This is a genomic window from Actinoplanes sp. NPDC026619, assembly GCF_040638295.1.
Taxonomy (GTDB): Bacteria; Actinomycetota; Actinomycetes; order Mycobacteriales; family Micromonosporaceae; genus Actinoplanes.
In genome coordinates, this window is record NZ_JBEZYA010000020.1 from 52,765 (window position 1) to 71,065 (window position 18,301).

At 70.1% G+C, this 18,301-nt stretch carries 15 protein-coding genes; 1 reads left to right on the forward strand and 14 read right to left on the reverse strand.

Features of this window, described 5'->3' with window-relative positions; genetic code table 11:
• The 7 genes from AB0E90_RS35095 to AB0E90_RS35125 all read right to left on the reverse strand — a co-directional run bounded on the left by AB0E90_RS35095 (position 1) and on the right by AB0E90_RS35125 (position 7,199).
• Entirely contained in the window at positions 1 to 825 is an 825-nt protein-coding gene (locus AB0E90_RS35095) for a carbohydrate ABC transporter permease (RefSeq protein WP_360415574.1), read from the reverse strand.
• A complete protein-coding gene (locus tag AB0E90_RS35100) occupies positions 815 to 1,699 on the reverse strand; it encodes a sugar ABC transporter permease (protein WP_360415576.1) in 885 nt (294 codons plus the stop codon). The genes AB0E90_RS35095 and AB0E90_RS35100 overlap by 11 nt, the downstream gene beginning before the upstream one ends.
• Positions 1,696 to 2,934 carry a sugar ABC transporter substrate-binding protein gene (locus AB0E90_RS35105; protein WP_360415578.1) on the reverse strand — a complete coding sequence of 413 codons (1,239 nt, stop codon included), beginning with the start codon at positions 2,932 to 2,934 and terminating at the stop codon, positions 1,696 to 1,698. The genes AB0E90_RS35100 and AB0E90_RS35105 overlap by 4 nt, the downstream gene beginning before the upstream one ends.
• Before the next feature lie 12 nt (positions 2,935 to 2,946).
• Positions 2,947 to 4,548 carry an FAD-dependent oxidoreductase gene (locus AB0E90_RS35110; RefSeq protein ID WP_360415580.1) on the reverse strand — a complete coding sequence of 534 codons (1,602 nt, stop codon included), beginning with the start codon at positions 4,546 to 4,548 and terminating at the stop codon, positions 2,947 to 2,949.
• Positions 4,541 to 5,536 carry a LacI family DNA-binding transcriptional regulator gene (locus AB0E90_RS35115; RefSeq protein WP_360415582.1) on the reverse strand — a complete coding sequence of 332 codons (996 nt, stop codon included), beginning with the start codon at positions 5,534 to 5,536 and terminating at the stop codon, positions 4,541 to 4,543. The genes AB0E90_RS35110 and AB0E90_RS35115 overlap by 8 nt, the downstream gene beginning before the upstream one ends.
• A gap of 137 nt (positions 5,537 to 5,673) precedes the next feature.
• Positions 5,674 to 6,357, reverse strand: coding sequence for an SDR family NAD(P)-dependent oxidoreductase (locus AB0E90_RS35120; RefSeq protein ID WP_360415584.1), 684 nt, complete (start codon positions 6,355 to 6,357; stop codon positions 5,674 to 5,676).
• Entirely contained in the window at positions 6,354 to 7,199 is an 846-nt protein-coding gene (locus tag AB0E90_RS35125) for a helix-turn-helix transcriptional regulator (protein ID WP_360415586.1), read from the reverse strand. The genes AB0E90_RS35120 and AB0E90_RS35125 overlap by 4 nt, the downstream gene beginning before the upstream one ends.
• Positions 7,200 to 7,326: 127 nt before the next feature.
• Between AB0E90_RS35125 and AB0E90_RS35130 the strand changes: the two genes are divergently transcribed.
• Positions 7,327 to 8,499, forward strand: coding sequence for an MFS transporter (locus AB0E90_RS35130; protein WP_360415588.1), 1,173 nt, complete (start codon positions 7,327 to 7,329; stop codon positions 8,497 to 8,499).
• Here the strand turns inward: AB0E90_RS35130 and AB0E90_RS35135 are convergent.
• The 7 genes from AB0E90_RS35135 to AB0E90_RS35165 all read right to left on the reverse strand — a co-directional run bounded on the left by AB0E90_RS35135 (position 8,477) and on the right by AB0E90_RS35165 (position 18,241).
• Positions 8,477 to 9,982, reverse strand: coding sequence for a mannitol dehydrogenase family protein (locus AB0E90_RS35135; protein ID WP_360415590.1), 1,506 nt, complete (start codon positions 9,980 to 9,982; stop codon positions 8,477 to 8,479). The two genes, AB0E90_RS35130 and AB0E90_RS35135, sit on opposite strands and share 23 nt — an antisense overlap.
• Before the next feature lie 11 nt (positions 9,983 to 9,993).
• A complete protein-coding gene (locus tag AB0E90_RS35140; protein ID WP_360415592.1) occupies positions 9,994 to 10,992 on the reverse strand; it encodes an oligopeptide/dipeptide ABC transporter ATP-binding protein in 999 nt (332 codons plus the stop codon).
• On the reverse strand, positions 10,989 to 12,911 hold the full coding sequence (locus tag AB0E90_RS35145) for a dipeptide/oligopeptide/nickel ABC transporter permease/ATP-binding protein (RefSeq protein WP_360415594.1): 1,923 nt from the start codon (positions 12,909 to 12,911) through the stop codon (positions 10,989 to 10,991). Before AB0E90_RS35145 ends, AB0E90_RS35140 begins: the two co-directional genes overlap by 4 nt.
• Positions 12,908 to 13,849, reverse strand: coding sequence for an ABC transporter permease (locus AB0E90_RS35150; protein ID WP_360415596.1), 942 nt, complete (start codon positions 13,847 to 13,849; stop codon positions 12,908 to 12,910). The genes AB0E90_RS35145 and AB0E90_RS35150 overlap by 4 nt, the downstream gene beginning before the upstream one ends.
• Positions 13,850 to 13,912: 63 nt before the next feature.
• Positions 13,913 to 15,472, reverse strand: coding sequence for an ABC transporter substrate-binding protein (locus AB0E90_RS35155; protein WP_360415598.1), 1,560 nt, complete (start codon positions 15,470 to 15,472; stop codon positions 13,913 to 13,915).
• A gap of 80 nt (positions 15,473 to 15,552) precedes the next feature.
• Complete coding sequence (locus tag AB0E90_RS35160; RefSeq protein ID WP_360415600.1) at positions 15,553 to 17,124, reverse strand: carboxylesterase family protein; 1,572 nt, start codon at positions 17,122 to 17,124, stop codon at positions 15,553 to 15,555.
• 325 nt (positions 17,125 to 17,449) lie between these two features.
• Positions 17,450 to 18,241, reverse strand: coding sequence for a DeoR/GlpR family DNA-binding transcription regulator (locus AB0E90_RS35165; protein WP_360415602.1), 792 nt, complete (start codon positions 18,239 to 18,241; stop codon positions 17,450 to 17,452).
• Positions 18,242 to 18,301: the final 60 nt, after the last annotated feature.

Genomic DNA, 18,301 nt, shown 5'->3' on the forward strand with positions numbered 1-18,301 from the left:
TCAGCCCTTCAGGCCGGTGTGGGCGAGGCCCTCGATGAACTGGCGCTGGGCGATGACGAAGACGATCAGCACCGGGATCGCGGTCATCGACGCCGCCGAGAGCTGGACGTTCCAGAGCTGGCCCTGATAGGGGTCGGTGAACTGGGTCAGCGCCTGAGGGAGCGTGAACATCGACTTGCTGGAGAGATAGACGATCGGCTCCAGGTAGAGATTCCAGCTGGTCAGGAACGTGAAGATGGCGACCGCGCCGAGGGCCGGACGGGCCAGCGGCAGGGCGATGCGACGGAAGATGGCAGCACGGGTGAGGCCGTCCATGCGGGCGGCCTCCTCCAATTCCACCGGGAGCGTGATGAAGAACTGCCGCATGATGAAGGTGGCCAGCACACTGGGCGCGCCGAAGATCGGCACCAGGATGAGCGGCCAGTGGGTGTCGATCAGGCCGAGCGCGTTGAACATCCGGAACAGCGGGACGATGGTCACCTCGCTGGGGATCAGCAGGCCGGTCAGCACGAGAAGGAACAGCGCGTTCTGGCCGCGGAACCGGATCCGGGCGAAGGCGTAACCGGCCATCGACGCCACCACCAGCGTGCCGAGCGTGACCACCACCGCGATGTAGGCGCTGTTGAAGTACTGCCGGGCGAACGGCTGCATGGTGAATACGTCGTGCCAGGCCGCGAACGAGACATGACTCGGCCACAGGCTCCGGCCGAAGATGTCGGCGTTCGGCTTCAGCGAACTGGTCACCATCCACCAGGTCGGAAAGACGAACGGCACACACAGCAGCAGGAGTACGCCGTACAGAAACGTCTTGCCCCTACGACTCATGGAAGACCCACCTCTTGCGAAGCTGCCACTGGAAAACGGTGAGCGCGAGCACGATCAGGAACAGCAGCACCGACAGCGTCGCGCCGTAGCCGAACGCGTGGAACTGGAACGCCTGCTGGTAGAGGTAGTAGACGAGCACCGTGGTGGAGGTGCCCGGCCCGCCCTCGGTGAGCACCGCGATCTGCGCGAAGACCTGCAGCGACCCGACCACCGTGATGATCGAGGTGAGCAGGATCGTCGGGCTGATCAGCGGCAGCGTGATGCGGCGGAACACGGTCCAGGCGTTCGCGCCGTCGGTGCGTGCCGCCTCGTAGAGCTCGGGCGGCACACCCTGCAGCGCGGCCAGGAACAGCACCATGTTGAGCCCGACGTTCTTGAGGACCTGGACCACGATCACGGCGGCCATCGCGGTGCCGCCGGAGCGTAGCCAGTTCGGCCCGTCGAGCCCGACCGCATTCAAGAAGGCGTTGATGCCGCCGTTGTCCTGCAGCATGAACCGCCACACGATCGTCCAGGCGACCAGCGACACCACCACGGGGGAGAAGAACATGACCCGGAAAACGGTGGTGCCGCGCAGTTTCTGGTTGAGCAGCACGGCCAGCAGCAGCGCGAGGCTGAGGTTGACGACGACCAGGCCGGCCGAGAAGAACAGCGTGGCCAGCAGCACCTTGGGCACGTTGGGGTCGTCGGCGAGCTGCCGGTAGTTGTCGGCCCCGGTGAAGGTGAACGTGTTCGCGAGCACGTTCCACTCGTGCAGGCTGTACCAGAAGACCAGCACGAGGGGGATGAGGACGAAAGCGACGGTCCCGGCCAACTGCGGGGCGATGAACGCGTACGCGGTCAGCCGGTCCTGTCGTTTGATTGCCGAGGTCACTTCGCGAGCACCGGCTGGATCGCGGTGCAGACGCTCTTGAGCACCGCCGGCACGTCCGCGCCGTCCTTCCACATCGGGTCGAGCGCCGACCGTACGGCCTGGCTGATCTGGGCGTTGTCGGCGTGGCTGGGCTTGACCACGCCGTTCGAGATGCCGTCGATCACGACGCTCTGCAACTGTTCCTTGCTGAGCAGCGGGTTGGACTTGGCGAGGGTGTCCGCGGTGAGCTGCGGGGTGCGCGGCGGCGGGAAGAACTGGGCGAGCTTGGCCGAGTTGGCGTCGCCGGTGAAGAACTTGAGGAAGTCCTTGGCCGCGTCGACGTGCTTGCCCTGCTTCATGACGCCGACCCCACCCTGGCCGATGACCGAGTACTTGCCCTTCGGCCCGGCCGGCAGCGGGACCAGCGCCCACTTGAACTTGCCGTCCTTGAGCAGCGAGGCCCGGGAGATCTGGGTGATCGTCATCGCCGATTCGCCGGCGAAGAAGTCGGCCGCGACGCCGGGCCCGGGGATCGCCTTCTTGCTGAAGATCGCCTGGTGGATGAAGGTCATCGCGTCGATCATCGGCTGCTGGTCGAAACCGCAGGTCTTGCCGTCCGCCGACCACGCCTGGGCGCCCCAGCCGTCGAAGATCGGCGCGAGGTTGGTCCAGTCCTTGTAGTCGAAGTCGCGCGGCACCAAGCCCTGCTTGCCGGTCCTGGCGGCGGTCGCGGCGGCCACCGCGACCGCGTTGTCCCAGGTCCAGTCGTCGCCGGTCGGCAGCGTCTGGCCGGCTTGCGTCAACAGATCGGTGTTGACGAAAACCCCGAAAGGCGAGGTCGAGAAGGGGTACGCGATGAGTTTGCCGTCCTGCTTCCACAGTGCGGTGGCGCTCGGCGCGAGTTCGGCCGGGTTCTCGATCGCGTCGTCGACCGGGGCGAGCGCGCCGGAGGAGACGAAGTCGGGCGCCGCACCCTCCAGGATCCAGGCCAGGTCGGGCGCGTTGCCGCCGGCGATCTGGGTGGTCAGCGTGGTGGTGTAGGTGTCGACCGGCAGCGCGTCGAACTTGATCGTGACGTCCGGGTGCGCCTGGGTGTACTCGGCGGCGATCTCGGTGAACAGCTTCACGTGCGCCTCGTTCGCCGACCACGTGGTCATCCGGAGCGTGACCGGCCCGCTGCCGCCGTCCTGGGAGTTGCCGCAGGCCGTGATCGAAACGAGTAGGACTATCGAGGCGATGGCCGCCCTCAGCTTCATGGGGGAGTCCTTTCAGTAACCGCTGATGTCGGGCCAGCGCAGCTCGACGCCGTCGGTGGTCAGGCGTTGCTGAAAATCGGCCAGCAGGGCCGGGTTGCTGCGGACCGCGCGCGGGGAGCACCCGCGGTCCAGGCAGAAGGCGGCGAGCGCGCCCGCCACCTCGCCGACGTTCCACTCGACCGGGTGCAGCCGGTGGGATCCGTTGGTGATGTGCGTGGTACCGATGTTCTTGCCGGCCGGGAGCAGGTTTTCCACCCGCTGCGGCAGGAGCGCGCCGAGCGGGATCTCGAAGGGACAGGAGCCGACGTCGATGTAGTTGTCGCCGCCGGTGGACGGGTGCAGGTCGATGCGGTACATGCCGACGCCGATCGAGTCGGGGTGCGACACGGCGCCCTTGTCGCCGCGGACGGCGAGCGAGAGGTCCTGCTCGACGATCGTGTACTCGGCCCGGATGCGGCGGCCCTCGCGGATGTACGGCGCCATCGCGAGCCCGCCCTCCCCGGTTCCGGTCACGTCGCCGCGCAGCCGCAGCCCCGGGAAACCGGTCCCACCGTCGGCGCGGGGTGCTTCGGTCTGCAGCCAGTAGAGGACGGACAAGGAGAGTTCCCGTGCTTCGGCGACGTGAGCCGCGGCGTCGGGCACGTCGACGATCGGGGCCTCGAAATAGTCGATCATCGGCCAGTTGACCAGGCAGATGTCGCTCTCGTAGGCGCCGTCGGCGAAGTTGCCCCGGGCCGCGATCCGGCGGAACGTCCACAGGTTGCCGTCGCCCGGGTTGCGGCGCTGGTCGGCCTGCACCAGCCACGGATCGTCGCCCGGGTTCGGGGTGAAACTGCGGGTGGAAAGTTCGAGGGTGCGCGGGTTCGGGGTCTGCCAGGAGAGCATCTTCGCGCCCCAGAATTCCGGCTGGTAGTCGCGCCAGAAGCCGTAGCTCGCCGGCCGGTCGACGGTGTGGTCGCCGTCCACGTGGTCGACCGCGAAGCACACCGAGAACGCCTGCATGTTGGCCGGATCGGCACGGTCGGGGGCGCTCGGCTCGCCGGTCTCCCCGGCCGATTCGAAGCCCGTGACATACTCGGTGCCGGTCAGCGGCAGCAACTCGCCGGTCTCGGTGGCATCAAGAATGTAGGGCCCGGTCAGCACGATTTCGTCGCCTTCACGCTGGACCGTCACCGACGTCACGCGGTCGCCGTCCATCGAGGCGGCCACCGGGACGGCCGGCTGCAGCACGGTCAGCCGCCCCGAACTCCGATAGGGCGCGAGCATCGCCTCGATCACCGCGACCGCGACTCCTGGCTCGTGGCACAGCCGGCTCACGTGCCCCGCCCCGGGGTTGAGCCACCTGGTGTCCCGGGCACGCTGCGTGAGCGGGTAAAACGACCGGTAGTAGTCGCGGATCCCGTCCCGCAGCGCCCGGTAACTGGCGGTGACTCCGAACTGCTCGACCCAGCTGTGCTCGTCCGGCGGCACCGCCTGGCTGGTCAGCTGGCCACCCAGCCACGCGTACTCCTCGGTCAGCAACACCGACCGCCCGGCGCGCAGCGCGGCCAGCGCCGCCGCCACCCCGCCCAGCCCGCCGCCGATGACCACCACGTCGGCTCGCAGCTCACGCACGGGCCACCGCCAGCGTGGTGCCCTCTACCGGCTCGCAGGGGAGGATCCGCTGCTCGCCGGGCCGGCCTTCGAGAACCGCGGCCAGCACCTCGACCGCCTGCCAGCCCATCTCCCGGCGCGGGATCCGGAAACCGGTGAAGTCGAGGTCGGTCGGTGCACTCCGAGTGGGGTCGCCCAGCGCCACGATGGACAGGTCGGCCGGCACCCGCAGCCCGCGCTCGGCCGCCTGCTGGGCCAGCGTGACCCCGTCGGCGAACTCCTCCACGAACACGCAGGTGGTCTCGCCGGCGACGATGGCGTCGAGATCGGGAGCGGCGAGCCGGCGGCCGTCGGTGCCGGCCGTCTCGGCGAAGCCGCGCCACCGGTCGGCGTGCGATTCCGGGCCGGTGTCGCCCTCACCCACGTAGACCAACCGCCGGTGTCCACGGTCGATCGCCGCACGGACCTGGGCGGCGGTCGCGCCCGGATAGTCGGCGCCCACATAGGGCACCGGGCCACCGGCGTCGTCGCGCCGGCCGACGCTGACGAACGGCTGCCCCTCGTCGAGCAGCCGGGCCAGCTCGGCCGGGTCGAGCCACTGGCCGAGCAGGATGCAGCCGTCGGCCAGCCGCAGCCGGTTGTCCTGGTGGAAGATGCGGCGCCGGCCGTCGACGACCGGCGCGCTGGTGAACAGCAGCAGGTCGCAGCCGATCCGCTCGGCGCACTCCTCGATGCCGACCAGGAACGGGTGGTAGAAGTCGCCCATCCCGGCCGGGAACACCGACTCGTAGGTGAAGACTCCCAGGATCCGGTTGTGCCGGGCGGCGAGCCGGCGGGCGATCGGGTCGGCCACGTAACCGGTGCTGCGGATCGCCTCCAACACCCGCTCGCGGGTCTCGGGAGCGATCCGCACGTCACCGTCGTCCCGCCCGTTGAGCACCAGCGACACCGTGGCCTGGCTGACTCCGGTCATCCGGGCGATGTCCTGCTGGGTGACGCGTCTGGACACCGTTCGACCCCTTGTTTGCAGCAGTGATACGCATTAGTTACGCGCGGATCACATCGTGGGGTGACGGGTCGGCGGGAGTCAAGGACTAATAGGTATTAGCACGGAACTAATTCGTATTATCAGCTAGCCGGGGCGACTCACCAGGGCAGTTCGCCGGCCTCGTCCGAGAAGGTGCCGGTCGGGCCGGACGAGTCGAGGGTAGCCAGGCGGACGACCTGGCGGGCGCTCTCCGCGGCCGAGCGTCCGATGCCGAAGGCGGCGGTCATGTCGGTGGCGGTGGGGCCCGGCTCGAGGGCGTTGAACTTGATGCCCGGCTGGGCCTTGGCGTACTGCACCGTCAGCATCGTGGCCGCGGCCTTGGACGCCGAGTACAGCGCGAGGGGCAGGCCGAACTCGACCCGCTCCGGATTGTTCACCGCCCAGAACGACCCGGCGCTGCTGGAGACGGTGACGACGGTGGGGTTCGCCGACTTGCGCAGCAGGGGCAGCGCCGCCTCGGTGACTCGCACGATGCCCACCGCGTTCGTGTCGAAGGAGCGCAGCGCGGCCGGGCCGTCGAGCCCGGTCTCCAGGATGCCCGCGTTGTGCACCAGGACGTCGAGCCGGCCCTCGGCCGCGTCGATCGTGGCCAGCGCGCCGCGCACCGAGTCGTCGTCGGTCACGTCGAGCTGGACGAATCGCACGCCGAGCTCGGCCGCGGCCTTCGCGCCCCGCTCGGCGTCGCGGGCGCCGATGTAGACCTCGTGCCCGAGCTCGCGAAGCTGCCTGGCGGTCTCGAAGCCGATGCCCTTGTTGGCCCCGGTGATCAGTGTGACGGTCATTTCACTGCTGTCCTTACGTCGGTGGGTTGGTGCGCGGAGGCCAGCATGGCCAGCTTCTCGGCGTTGCTGGAGCCGGCATCGGGGTGATAAATGACGAGCATCTGGCCGTCGCCGCCGCCGATGCTCAGCCGTTCCCGGTTGAGGACGAGCTCACCGACCTGCGGGTGCTGGAACCGAATCGGCGTCCCGGTCTGCGCACGCACCTCATGGCGGCCCCAGAGCCGGCGGAACAGGTCGCTCGCCAGCGACAGCTCGCCGGTGAGCTCGATGAAGCGCGGGTCGTCGATGTCGGTGCCCACGGCCTGCCGCAGGTTCGCGATGAAGCAGTCACCCATGTGTTCCCACTCCGGGAACAGCGCCTGCTCGGCCGGGTCCAGGAACAGCGCCCGGAGTTGGTTACCGCCCACGGCGATGCCCGGCGAGAGGGCGTGGGCGAGGCTGTTCGCGGCCAGGATGTCGAAGTACCGGCCCTCGATGAAGGCGGGCTGGACCAGGGAGTCCAGCAGCTTGCGCGCACCGGGCGGAACGACCTCCTTGCGCGGCCGGCGCCGGCGCTTGCGCTGACCGGCCGCGACCAGCGTCAGCAGGTAGGACAGGTGCTCCTCGTCGAGCTGCAGGACGCGGGCGATGGACTCGAGCACCTGCACCGACGGGTTGCGGTCGCGGCCCCGCTCCAGGCGCAGGTAGTAGTCCGCGCTGAGGCCGGCCAGCATCGCCACCTCCTCGCGCCGCAGGCCCGGCACGCGCCGCACACCCACATCGGGGATGCCGGCCTGCTGCGGTGTCACCAGCGCCCGCCGAGCCCGCAGAAACTCGCCCAGTTCGTTCGATTTCTCGCTCACGAATCCATCGTATGGACGGCCGGGGCGGTCAGCGGGGGCCCTGGCGTACCCCCGGCTGCGCAGGGCTCTGGGGCGGCCGTCCGGCCGTGCCTAGCGTCCTGATCGACTACAACCCGAAGGTGGAATCTTGACCAGCACGATGACAGATCGCTCGACCGATCGCTCGGCTTCCTGGGCCGGAGTCGTCTCCCTGAGCCTGGGAATCTTCGCCATCGTCATGTCCGAGTTCCTGCCCGCCAGCCTGCTGCCGCGCATCGCCGACGACTTCGATGTGTCGGCCGGCGCGGCCGGCCAGGCGGTCAGCGTGACCGCGTTCGCCGCCGCCGTCTCGGCGCTGTTCATCGCGGTGGTCCTGCCCCGGGCCGACCGTCGGCGCGTGAAGATCGGCCTCACCCTGCTCGCCGTCGTCTCCAACCTGATCGTCGCGGTGGCGCCGAACCTCTTCGTGCTCCTGGCCGCGCGGCTCCTGCTCGGTGTCGCCCTCGGTGGCTTCTGGGCGATGGCCACCGCGATGGCCGCGCACCTGGTGCCGGCCCATCACCTCGGCCGCGCGCTGACCGTGATCAACTCCGGCGTCGCGCTCGCCACCGTCGCGGCCGTCCCGCTCGGCGCCTGGCTGGGCGAGGTGTGGGGGTGGCGCTGGGTGTTCGTGCTCGGCACGGGTGTCGCGCTGGTCGCCCTGACCGTGCAGGCGGCGACGTTGCCGTCGGTCACGCCCACCGGGGCGAGCGGCCTGCGGGCGCTCGGATCGGTGCTGCGCTCCGGCGTCGTCCTGGCCGGCCTGTTCGCGGTCCTGCTGATCTTCGGCGGCCACTTCAGCGGATTCACCTACATCCGGCCCGCCGCGGAGAGCATGTCCGGGATCGACGCCGACGGCTTCACGGTGCTGCTCCTCGTCTTCGGTCTCGCCGCCTTCCTCGGCACGGCACTCGCCGGACCCTTGGCCGACCGCTCACCGCGTACCGGCGTATTTCTGTTCCCCGCCGTGCTCGGGGCAGGAATGGTCGTCATGCACCTCATCGGGGGCTCGATCGCCGGGCTGTTCTTCGCCACCGCGCTGTGGGGCTTCGGGATGGGCGGCGTGCCGACCACGGTGCTGAGCTGGGGCGCCCGCACCGAGCCGGCCCGCCTCGAGCAGATCGGCGGGTTGATCGTGACGATCTGCAACGTCGCGATCGCCACCGGCGCGATCGTCGGCGGGGTCCTCGTCGACCACGCCGGGGCGGACGTGCCGCTCCTGGTCGGCGGCATCGTGGCGATCGCCGGTGCGGGGCTCCTCACCGCCCGCAGAGCCCGGTGAGCTCGGCCAGGGTCGCGGCCGATCCGCGCTGGTGCAGCGAGTCGAGGGTGGCCAGGTAGGGCGTCCGGAACGCGGGTTCGTCGGCGAGCTGCCCGAACAGCTGAGGGTCGCGCAGGAAGGCGATCGGGTCGTCGGCGTAGCGGCGGGCCGCCGCGGTGACCCGGCCGGCCAGCCGGTCGACCACCTCGACCGGCGCGCCCTGCTCGTCGACGCCCTCGGCATAGCGCGCCCAGCTCGCGCACACCGCGGCGGAGAGCGTGACCGGACGGCCGGCGGCCAGGTTCTCCCGCACCACCGGCAGCAGCCACTTCGGGATCCGGTCGCTGGTCTCCGCGCACAGCCGGGCCAGGGTGTCGCGGACCTCCGGGTTGGAGAACCGCTCGATCAGCGTGCGCTGGTAGCCGGCCAGGTCGACGCCGGGCACCGGGCGCAGCGTCGGCGTCGCCTCCTCCGCCATGTAGCGGGTGAGCAGCGAGGCGATCGCCGGATCCTGCGCGGCCTCGTGCGCGTACCGGTGCCCGGCCAGGTAACCGAAGTAGGCCATCGCCTGGTGGCTCGCGTTCAACAGCCGCAACTTCATCAGCTCGTACGGCTCGACCTCGCTCACCACCTGCACCCCGGCCTCCTCCCACGGCGGCCGGCCGGTGCCGAAGTCGTCCTCCAGCACCCACTGGAAGAACGGCTCGGCCACCACCGGCCAGGCGTCCTCGACGCCGAACCGGCCGGTCACCTCGGCCCGGTCGGCGTCGGTGGTGACCGGCGTGATCCGGTCGACCATCGAGTTGGGGAAGTGCACCGCGGAATCCAGCCAGGCCGCGAACTCGGCCGAGTCGAGCCGGGCGTAGGCGACCAGCATTCGCCGGGTGACGTGCCCGTTGCCCTGGATGTTGTCGCAGGACATGACCGTGAACGGCGCGATCCCGCGGTCCCGCCGAAGCTTCAGGGCCGCCACCAGGTAACCGAAGATCGTCGTCGGCGCGTGCGGGTTGGCCAGGTCGTGCCGGATCCCCGGGTCGTCCGCGACGAACTCGCCGGTCACCTGGTCGTAGTTGTAGCCGCCCTCGGTCACCGTCATCGAGACGATCCGGACCTCGGGCCGGGCCATCCGCTCGATCGCCGCCGCCGGGTCGTCCGGCGCGAACACGTAGTCGACGATGCTGCCGATCACCCGCGGCTCGCGGCTGCCGTCGGCGTGCTTGATCACCAGGGTGTACAGCCCGTCCTGGTCGGCCAGCACGCCGGCCATCCGCTTGTCCGACGGCAGGATGCCGATGCCGCAGATGGCGAAGTCACGGCCGAGACCGGCGGACAGCAGCCGGTCGACGGCCACCGCCTGGTGGGCCCGGTGGAAGGCGCCGACCCCGAGGTGCACGATGCCGGCGACCAGGTCATCCCGGTCGTAGTCCGGGACGGCGACCTGCCCGGCGGCCGCGATCGCGGGCAGGTTCGCCGACGTGAGCGAGAGGCCGAGAATGCTTGTCATTGGGGGGCTCCTTATTCGGCCAGCGCCAGCGGCGGCGCGGTCGCGGTGACCTCGTCGAGGCGCAGGCAGGCCGCGGTACGGCCGGGGCTGACTTCCGTCAGTGGCGGGGTAGTGGTGGTGCATTCGGTGGTCGCGAACGGGCAGCGCGGGGCGAAGGGGCAGCCCGCCCCGCTCAGCCCGGTGGCGACGGTGGCGGCGCTGCGGGCCTGGCGGCGCTGCTCCTGGCGGGCGACGTCCGGCACCGGCACGGCAGCCAGCAACGACCGGGTGTACGGGTGGGCCGGGTCGTCGCAGACTGCCTCGGCCGGTCCCTCCTCCATGACCCGGCCCTGGTAGAGCACCACCACCCGGTCGGAGACGTGCCGGACCACCGCCATGTTGTGCGAGATGAACAGGTAACTGGTCGAGTAGCGCTCCTTCAGCCCGGCCAGCAGGTTCAGCACGTGCGCCTGCACCGAGACGTCCAGCGCGCTGACCGCCTCGTCGCAGATCACCAGCTCCGGCGCCCGGACGATGGACCGGGCGATGGAGATCCGCTGCCGCTGGCCGCCGGAGAACTCGGCCGGGTACTTCCCGGTGGCGCTCGCCGCGACGCCGACCCGGCCGAGCGCTTCCACCGTGCGGCGGTACTGCTCGGCGGCGCCGACACCCGCGGCGACGTGCAGCGGTTCGGCCACCGAGTCGCCGACCGTCATCGTCGGGTCCAGCGAGCTGAACGGGTCCTGGAACACCGCCTGCAGGTGGGCCGACAACTCACGGCGGCGCCGGGTCGACGTACGCGTGATGTCCTCGCCGTTGAGTTTGACCGAACCGCCGGTGATGGTGCGGATGCCGAGGACCGCGCCGCCGATGGTGGACTTGCCCGATCCGGACTCGCCGACGATCGAGACCGTCTCGCCCCGCCGGACGGTGAAGGAGACCCCGCGTACGGCGGTGAACGGCGGTTTCCGGAAGCCGGTGCGGTAGGTGACCGTGAGGTCCTCGACCTGCAGAAGCGGGGTTTCGGTCATGATGTCGCTCCGAGGACGGCGTCGAGGTGGATGCAGCGGGCCGCCTGGTCGGCCCCGCCCGCGGGCACCAGCGGAATCGGTTGGCCGGCGCATGCGGGCGTGCGGAACGCGCAGCGGTCGTAGAAGTGGCAGCCGACCGGCCAGTCGGCCGGGGCCGGCACGACGCCGGGGATCGAGGGCAGCAGCTGCCCACGCTCGGCAACGATCGGGTTGGCCTGGATCAAGGCCTTGGTGTACGGGTGTGACGGGTGCCCGAACAGCGTGCCGGCCGGGGCCGTCTCGACGATCTGGCCCGCGTACATCACCGCGACCCGGTCGCAGAGGTCGGCGATCACACCGAGGTCGTGGGTGATCAGGATGATCGCCATCCCGTTCTGGTCGCGCAGCCGGCGCAGCAGGCTGAGGATCTCGCCCTGCACGGTGACGTCGAGCGCCGTGGTCGGCTCGTCGGCGACCAGCACCCGCGGCCGGCCGGCCAGCGCGCACGCGATCGACACCCGCTGGGCCTGACCGCCGGAGATCTGGTGCGGATACTTCTTCATCAGCGCCGGCGGATCGGGCAGCCCGACATCGGTGAGCAGCTCGAGCACCCGGGCCTGGGCCGCCGCCCGGCTGCTCCGGTCGTGGGTGCGCACGATCTCGCCGAGCTGCGCGCCGATGGTGAAGCTCGGATCGAGCGAGACCATCGGGTCCTGCGACACGTAGGCGATGCGGCCCCGGGTCGCCGCCCGGGTGCTGGCCGGCGCGGTCAGCAGGTCGGTGCCGTCGAACTTGATGCTCCCGGTGGTGCGCCCGGTGGGCCCGAGGCTGTCCAGCACCGCGCTGACCGTCACGGACTTGCCGCAGCCGGACTCGCCGACGATGCCGAGGATCTCCCGCTCCTGCAGGCTGAAGCTGACGTCCTGGACCACCCGCAGCGCGCCGAAGTGCACGTCCAGGTGCCGGACCTCGAGCACGCCGGCCGCGGGCTCGACCTCGTCGACCGGCCGCACCCGATCGGTCGCGGGCGTGACCGAACGCGCCGCCCGGCTGGTGCGCGAGCTGGTGGCGTCGCGCAGGCCGTCGGCGAGCAGGATGAACGCGACGATGGTGAGCGCGATGGTCAGGCCGCTCGGGATCACCAGCCACGGCTGGAGCTGCAGGTTGATCTGCGCCTCCGCGACCAGCCCGCCCCAGCTGGGCGCGGGTGGCTTGACGCCGAGGTTGAGGTAGTTGAGGCCGGCCTGCACGCCGAGGTTGATCGCCGCCAGCATCGCCGTGTTGACCAGGATCGGGCCCCAGATGTTCGGCAGCACGTGCCGCAGCACGATCCGGGCGCGCCCGGTGCCGACCACCTCGGAGGCGACGATGAAGGTCTCGGCCCGTACGCCGCGGGCCGCCCCGCGGGAGACCCGCAGCAGCGTCGGCGCGGAGAGCAGGCCCAGCGTGAGCATGCCGGCGTGGGCGTTGTTGTCGAAGACCGAGTACGCCATCAGCAGCACGACGATCGCCGGGATCGCCATCACCACCTCGGTGACCCGGGAGACGACCGCGTCCACCCAGCCGCCCAGGAAACCGGCCGCGAGGCCGAGCGGCAGCCCGATGACGAACGCCACCGCGAGCGCCTCGACCACCCCGATCAGCGTCACCTGGCCGCCGAACAGCAGCCGGCTGAGCACGTCGCGACCGAGCTGGTCGGAGCCGAGCCAGTGCTGGCCGGTAGGGCCGGAGAGGGTGTGCCCGAGGTCCTGGGCGAGCGGGTCGTAGGGGGCCAGCCAGGAGGCGGCCGCGACCGCGGCGCTGATCAGGATCAGGAAGACGGCCGCGGCCAGGCCGAGCGGCCGGCGGGCGAACTCGCGCAGCGTCCGCCACCGCTGGCGGTCGCCGGCCGGAGCGGGCCGGCCGGTCTCGGTTGCCGGCGTCTCGGTCACGACGCTCATCGCGCCCTCGCCTTCGGGTTCAGGAACGGGATCGCCAGGTCGACCACGACGTTCACGACCACGACGATGGTCGTGAAATAGACCGCGATGCCCTGGATCACCGGCAGGTCGTGCTGGCCGGCCGAGGTCACCGCCTGCGAGCCGAGGCCCGGCAGCACGAAGATGTTCTCCACCACCACCGAGCCGGACAGGGCGCCGACGAAGATCAAACCCAGCACGGTCACGGTCGGCCCGGACGCGTTGCGCAGGGCGTGGCGATAAACCAGAGACCGTTCCGGTACGCCGTTGGCACGCAACGACCGGATGTACGGCCCGGTCAGCGCGACCATCATCTGGTCGCGGGTCTGCTTGGCGACCGCGGTGATCCCGGCGAACGACAGCGCCACCACCGGCAGCACCAGGCTGCGGAACCAGTCACCCGGGCCGGCCGCGAACGGCACGTAGCCGGTCGCGGGCAGGATGGTCGTCTTCACCGCGAACAGCGACACCAGGATCACGCCGAGCCAGAAGTTCGGGATCGCGATGCCGGCCGAGGAGACCACGTCGACGACCCGGCCGACGATCCGGCCGCCGCCGGCCGAGAGCACGCCCAGCAGCAGCCCGACCACGGTGAAGATCAGCAGCGAGCCGATGATCAGGGCGAGGCTCACCGGGAGCCGGGCGCCGAGCATGGTCGTCACCGCTTCGCCGCTGGTGTAGGACGTGCCGAGGTCGCCGTGCGCGAAGCCGGTCAGCCAGTCCCAGTAGCGGGTCAGGAACGGCCGGTCGAGGCCGAGCTGATGGTTGTAGGCGTCCACCTGGTCCTGGCTCGCGCCCAGTCCCAGGATCGACCGGCCGATGTCGACGGGGGTGAGCGACTGCAGCAGGAAGGTGATGCTCGGGACGATCACGATCAGGGCTAGCGACCCCAGGATGCGAGTTCCCCATGTGCGGAACACGATGCCTCCAGGCATTGAGGGGGAGCCTGGCCGCGGGCGGACCCGCGACCAGGCATCGGCAGGTCAGCTCGCGGGCTTCCAGTTGACCGGGTCCGGGATCGGGAACTTGTTGGTGAACTCCAGGCCGGTGATCGACTTGGTGGACAGCATCAGGGTGTCCGCGGTGGCCACCGGGACGGCGAAGGCCTGCTCCACGACGTACGTCTGGAACTCCTCGGCGACCTTGTTGCTCTCCGGCGAGTCCGGGTCGTACTTGCGCTCCTCGGTGGCGTACACGTTGGACTGCTTGTCGTCGTAGCCGAAGAAGTTGTAGAGCGCCGGCTTGGTGAACAGCCCCTGCATGATCAGCAGGTGCGTTCCGTAGTAGAAGTTGAACGTGCCGATCGGGTACTTGCCGGAGCCGATCTCCTTGACGTAGTCGGTGAAGACGGCCGGGGCGGTGAGCTTCACGTTGATCCCGATCGCCTTCCACTGCTCGGCCACCGCCTGCGCGAGCAGGTTCTGGTTGAGCGCGCCCGGCTGGACCAGCAGGTCCATGCTGAAGCCGTTCGGGTAACCGGCCTGCGCGAGCAGCTCCTTGGCCTTCGCCGGGTCGTACGGATAGCGACTGTCGAGCCCGGCGAGGTAACCGGCCGTGCCCTCGGCGGAATACTGCTCGGTCGGGGCGGCGGAGACGCCGTAGATCGCCTTGGTGACGCCGGCGCGGTCGATGGCGTACTGCATCGCCTGCCGCACCTCTTTCTTGGCCAGCGCCGGCTGCACCTTGCCGGCCAGGTCGAAGAGGTAGAAGCCGACCATCGCCGAGCGGGCCTTGGTCAGGTTGAGACCGAAGGACTGGCCGACCGTGGCGGTGTTGTTGTTGACCTGCGCGGCCTGTACCTGACCCGAGCGCAACGCCGCGAGGGTGGCGTTGTCGTCGGCGATGACCTTGATGACGACCTTCTCGAAGTTCTGCTTCGACGGGTCGTAGTAGTTCGGGTTCTTCACGTAGACGTACTGCGAGTTCGCGATCGTGGTCTTCGAGTCCAGGACGTACGGCCCGGCGCCGAAGCTCTCGGTCTGCAGCTGCTTCGGGTTGGCCACACCGGCCGGCGCGATGATGTCGCCGACCTGGCCCTCCTGGTCGAGGCTGAACGGCAGCAGCGGGTCCGGGGTGGAGAGGTTGAAGGTGACCTCGAGCGGCCCGGTCGCGACGAAGCTCTTCACGTTGACCAGGAACTGGAACAGCGTGTTCTTCTTGACGTACTCGAGCGACTTCACCACCGCGTCGGCGGTCAGCGCCTCGCCGTTGGAGAACTTCACGCCGTCGCGCAGCTGCATCACGAACTTCAGCCGGTCGGCCGAGTACTCCCACTTGGTGGCGAGGGCCGGCTGGGCGGTGCCGTCCGGCGACCGGCGGATCAGCGGCTCGTAGTCGAGCTGGGTGAACCAGACCAGGGGAGTGCCGTTGCCGTTCAGCGCCGGGTCGAGGTTGTTCGGCCCGTTCGGTGCGGCCAGGGTGAGCGTGGTCAGCTTGGCGGAGCTACTGCTCGAGGAACTGCCACCGCCGCAGGCCGCGACGGCCAGTGCGGTGGACAGTGCGAGGGCGCCGGCGAGCAGCCCTCGGCGGGACATTATGGACATTTCGCATCCATTCCGGGAAAGGGGGCATGGCCGTCCCCGCCAGGCGAGGACGGTTGAGTGCGAGGGGGGTGTGGTGCTGCTTAGTCGGCGATCGTGGTCAGCGGCGGCTTGGAGGCGGCCGACCGAACGAAGTCCAGGCGCACCGAGTTCCGATCCGTGACCAGCTCCGGGTACAAGTCGATCACCATGGTCGAGGGCTTCCCGGCCGTGAACGGGGTCCAGTCACCCAGAGGAGATCCGGCCGGGTCACCGCCACGGATGAAGTTCGTCCAGGCGATGGCGACAGCGCGGGCGAACGCCTGAACGTCGGGGTCGGTCACCGATCGCTCGCCGATCAGCGAGCCCACTCCGGGCGCGTCGATGACGCCGAACGTGAACGGCAGCTCGACCAGATGGGCCGCGCCGACGCGGCCGTCCATCGCCGTGCTCTTCCAGGCGAACTCGTAGGTGAAGACGCGGCCGCCGCCCTGGGCGCAGGCGAGCGCGGTCTCCAGCGCCGGCACCCGCCACCCGTGGTCGGTGGCGAACAGGAACCGGCGGCCGCGGTCGTCGGTCTCGGCGATCGACCCGTAGATCGCCAGGGCGCGCTCGACGTCGGCCGGGTCGCTCAGCACGTTCGCGAGGTCGTCGGCCAGCGAGGTGTCGTCGTCCACCCAGCCGGTGAGGCTGAACAGCCGGTCCTCCTCGGCGTTCGTGCCGATCAGCACGTCGATGTCGCGGCGGGCGCCGGAGCGCAGCAGCTCGAGGGGGTCGGTGGCGATCACCTGGCCGTCGCGGACCAGCGGGAACGTGCCGAGCGTGACCCCGTGCGACCGCTGCACGGCGAGCACGCGCAGGATGTTCACCTGCTGCAGCTGCTCGATCGCGTCCTCGGCGGCGGGGTCGATGCCGAACTGGCGCAGCACGGTGTCGCGGTGCGCGATCGCGCTGTCGATGCTGGTCGTGACGCCGAGGTGGCCGCTCTGCACGATGGCCCGCCGGAACAGGCCCTCGGCGGCCGGCGAGACGAGGATCCCGGCCGCCGACATGGCGCCGGCGGACTGGCCGGCGATGGTCACGCCGGCCGGGTCGCCGCCGAACGAGGCGATGTTCTCCCGCACCCAGCGCAGCGCCTGGATCTGGTCCTGCAGCGCGACGTTGGCCCACCCGTCGCGCTTGTCGGCGAGGTAGAGCCCGCCGAGGATGCCCAGCCGGTAGTTGATCGACACCACCACGACGCCGTGCTCCCGGGCGTGCCGGGCGCCGTCGGTCCAGCTGCCGGTGCCGGAGCCGTAGAGGAAGGCGCCGCCGTGGATCCAGAACAGGACGGGGGCGGTGCCCTCGACGTCCGGGGTCCAGATGTTGAGCGTCAGGCTGTCCTCGGACGGCGTGGCCGCCGGGTGGAAGAAGTTGTGCTGGGTCGGCGGGACGTTGAAGGGCAGCGGGTCCAGGTCCTGCTCGCAGACCGCGCCCATCACGGTGGCGTCCAGCTCGCCGTCGCGGGCGACGGCCGGCTGGGGCGGGGCGAAGCGCAGGTCGCCGATCGGGGCCGCGGCGTAGGGGACGGCGAAGAACGTGCGGTAGCCCTCGTGCGCAAGTCCACGGACGGGACCCTCGGTAGTGGTGGCGGTAATGGTCCTCGCCGATATGGGGGGCGATGCCTGAATGGTCATCGGTTCGACGTCTCCTTCGGTCACCGTCCGCATCGAGCACCGGATCGGTATGACCATTAGAAACAGCCCGGCAACATTGCAGAAAGCCCGTTGTTCACATCGGGCATGACCGGTTGGTGACCGGTTCGGGCAGCGCGTGCCCAGCGTGCGAAACGGTCAAATCGATCCGCTGGCTCCGTTTGCCGCGCGGCATCGGGCCGTCCTGAGTGACCGTTCAGGCAAAAGTAGTCGCCCGGTCACTGACCGTTGTTTCGGAGCGGAGATGTGATGTCGGTCGCGAAAAGGACGTGACGGACATCGCAGCCGGGTCAGACCCGCAGAGCCGTCAGACCCGCAGCAGCCGGATGTCGGCGTTGGTGAAGGTCCGGGCCATGGCCGGGGCGAGCTCGCGGCCGGTGATCATCAGCTCGAAGTCGGTGGCCTCGGCGAACCGGACGAACGTGGCCCGGCCGAACTTGGAGTGCGTGCCGATGAAGATCCGGCGGATCGCCGACCGGATCGCGGCGCTCTTGACCACCGCGACGGCGGGATCGGGCGTGGTGAGCCCCCGGTCCATGGAGACCCCGTTCGCGCCGATCAGGGCCAGGTCGATGGTCAGCCGGCCGAGCAGCTCGGTGGCCCACGTGTCGACGACGCCGAGCGTCTTTCCCCGGACCCGGCCGCCGAGCATGATGACCTGCGTGTGCGGCCGCGGGGCCAGCAGCGAGGCGATCGGCAGCGAGGGCGTGATCACCGTGATCTGCTCGTCCTGCGGCAGGTGCTGGGCGATCAGCTGAGTCGTGAAGCCCTCGTCGATGAAGACGTTCTGGGCGCCGCCGAGATGGGCGATCGCCGTCGTCGCGATCCGCAGCTTCTCCTCGACGTTGCTCTCCACCCGGGCGGAGAGCTCGCTCTCGAACGCCCCGCTCTCGACCGGATAGGCGACCCCGTAACTGCGTCGCAGCAACCCCTGGCTCTCGAGCTTGCGGAGGTCCCGGCGCAGCGTCTCGCGCGAGATGCCGACCTCCTCGGCGATCGCCGAGACGTCCAGCCGGCCGTCGGTGCGCAGTCGTTGCAGCAGTTCGTAGCGGCGGTTGTATCCCGAGGTCGCGACCTTCTCGGCTGACGAACTAGCCATGATCCGAGGCTACGTGATCAAGGAACATGAATCGGTGGCCTCGCGCGACGAACCGCGCGA

What these genes read in the sequence shown, in the direction of transcription:
- AB0E90_RS35095 (WP_360415574.1), bottom strand. Translation starts at nt 825, where the DNA reads ATGAGTCGTAGGGGCAAGACGTTTCTGTACGGCGTACTCCTGCTGCTG.
- AB0E90_RS35105 (WP_360415578.1), bottom strand. Translation starts at nt 2,934, where the DNA reads ATGAAGCTGAGGGCGGCCATCGCCTCGATAGTCCTACTCGTTTCGATC.
- AB0E90_RS35120 (WP_360415584.1), bottom strand. Translation starts at nt 6,357, where the DNA reads ATGACCGTCACACTGATCACCGGGGCCAACAAGGGCATCGGCTTCGAG.
- AB0E90_RS35135 (WP_360415590.1), bottom strand. Translation starts at nt 9,982, where the DNA reads ATGACAAGCATTCTCGGCCTCTCGCTCACGTCGGCGAACCTGCCCGCG.
- AB0E90_RS35140 (WP_360415592.1), bottom strand. Translation starts at nt 10,992, where the DNA reads ATGACCGAAACCCCGCTTCTGCAGGTCGAGGACCTCACGGTCACCTAC.
- AB0E90_RS35145 (WP_360415594.1), bottom strand. Translation starts at nt 12,911, where the DNA reads ATGAGCGTCGTGACCGAGACGCCGGCAACCGAGACCGGCCGGCCCGCT.
- AB0E90_RS35155 (WP_360415598.1), bottom strand. Translation starts at nt 15,472, where the DNA reads ATGTCCATAATGTCCCGCCGAGGGCTGCTCGCCGGCGCCCTCGCACTG.
- AB0E90_RS35160 (WP_360415600.1), bottom strand. Translation starts at nt 17,124, where the DNA reads ATGACCATTCAGGCATCGCCCCCCATATCGGCGAGGACCATTACCGCC.
- AB0E90_RS35165 (WP_360415602.1), bottom strand. Translation starts at nt 18,241, where the DNA reads ATGGCTAGTTCGTCAGCCGAGAAGGTCGCGACCTCGGGATACAACCGC.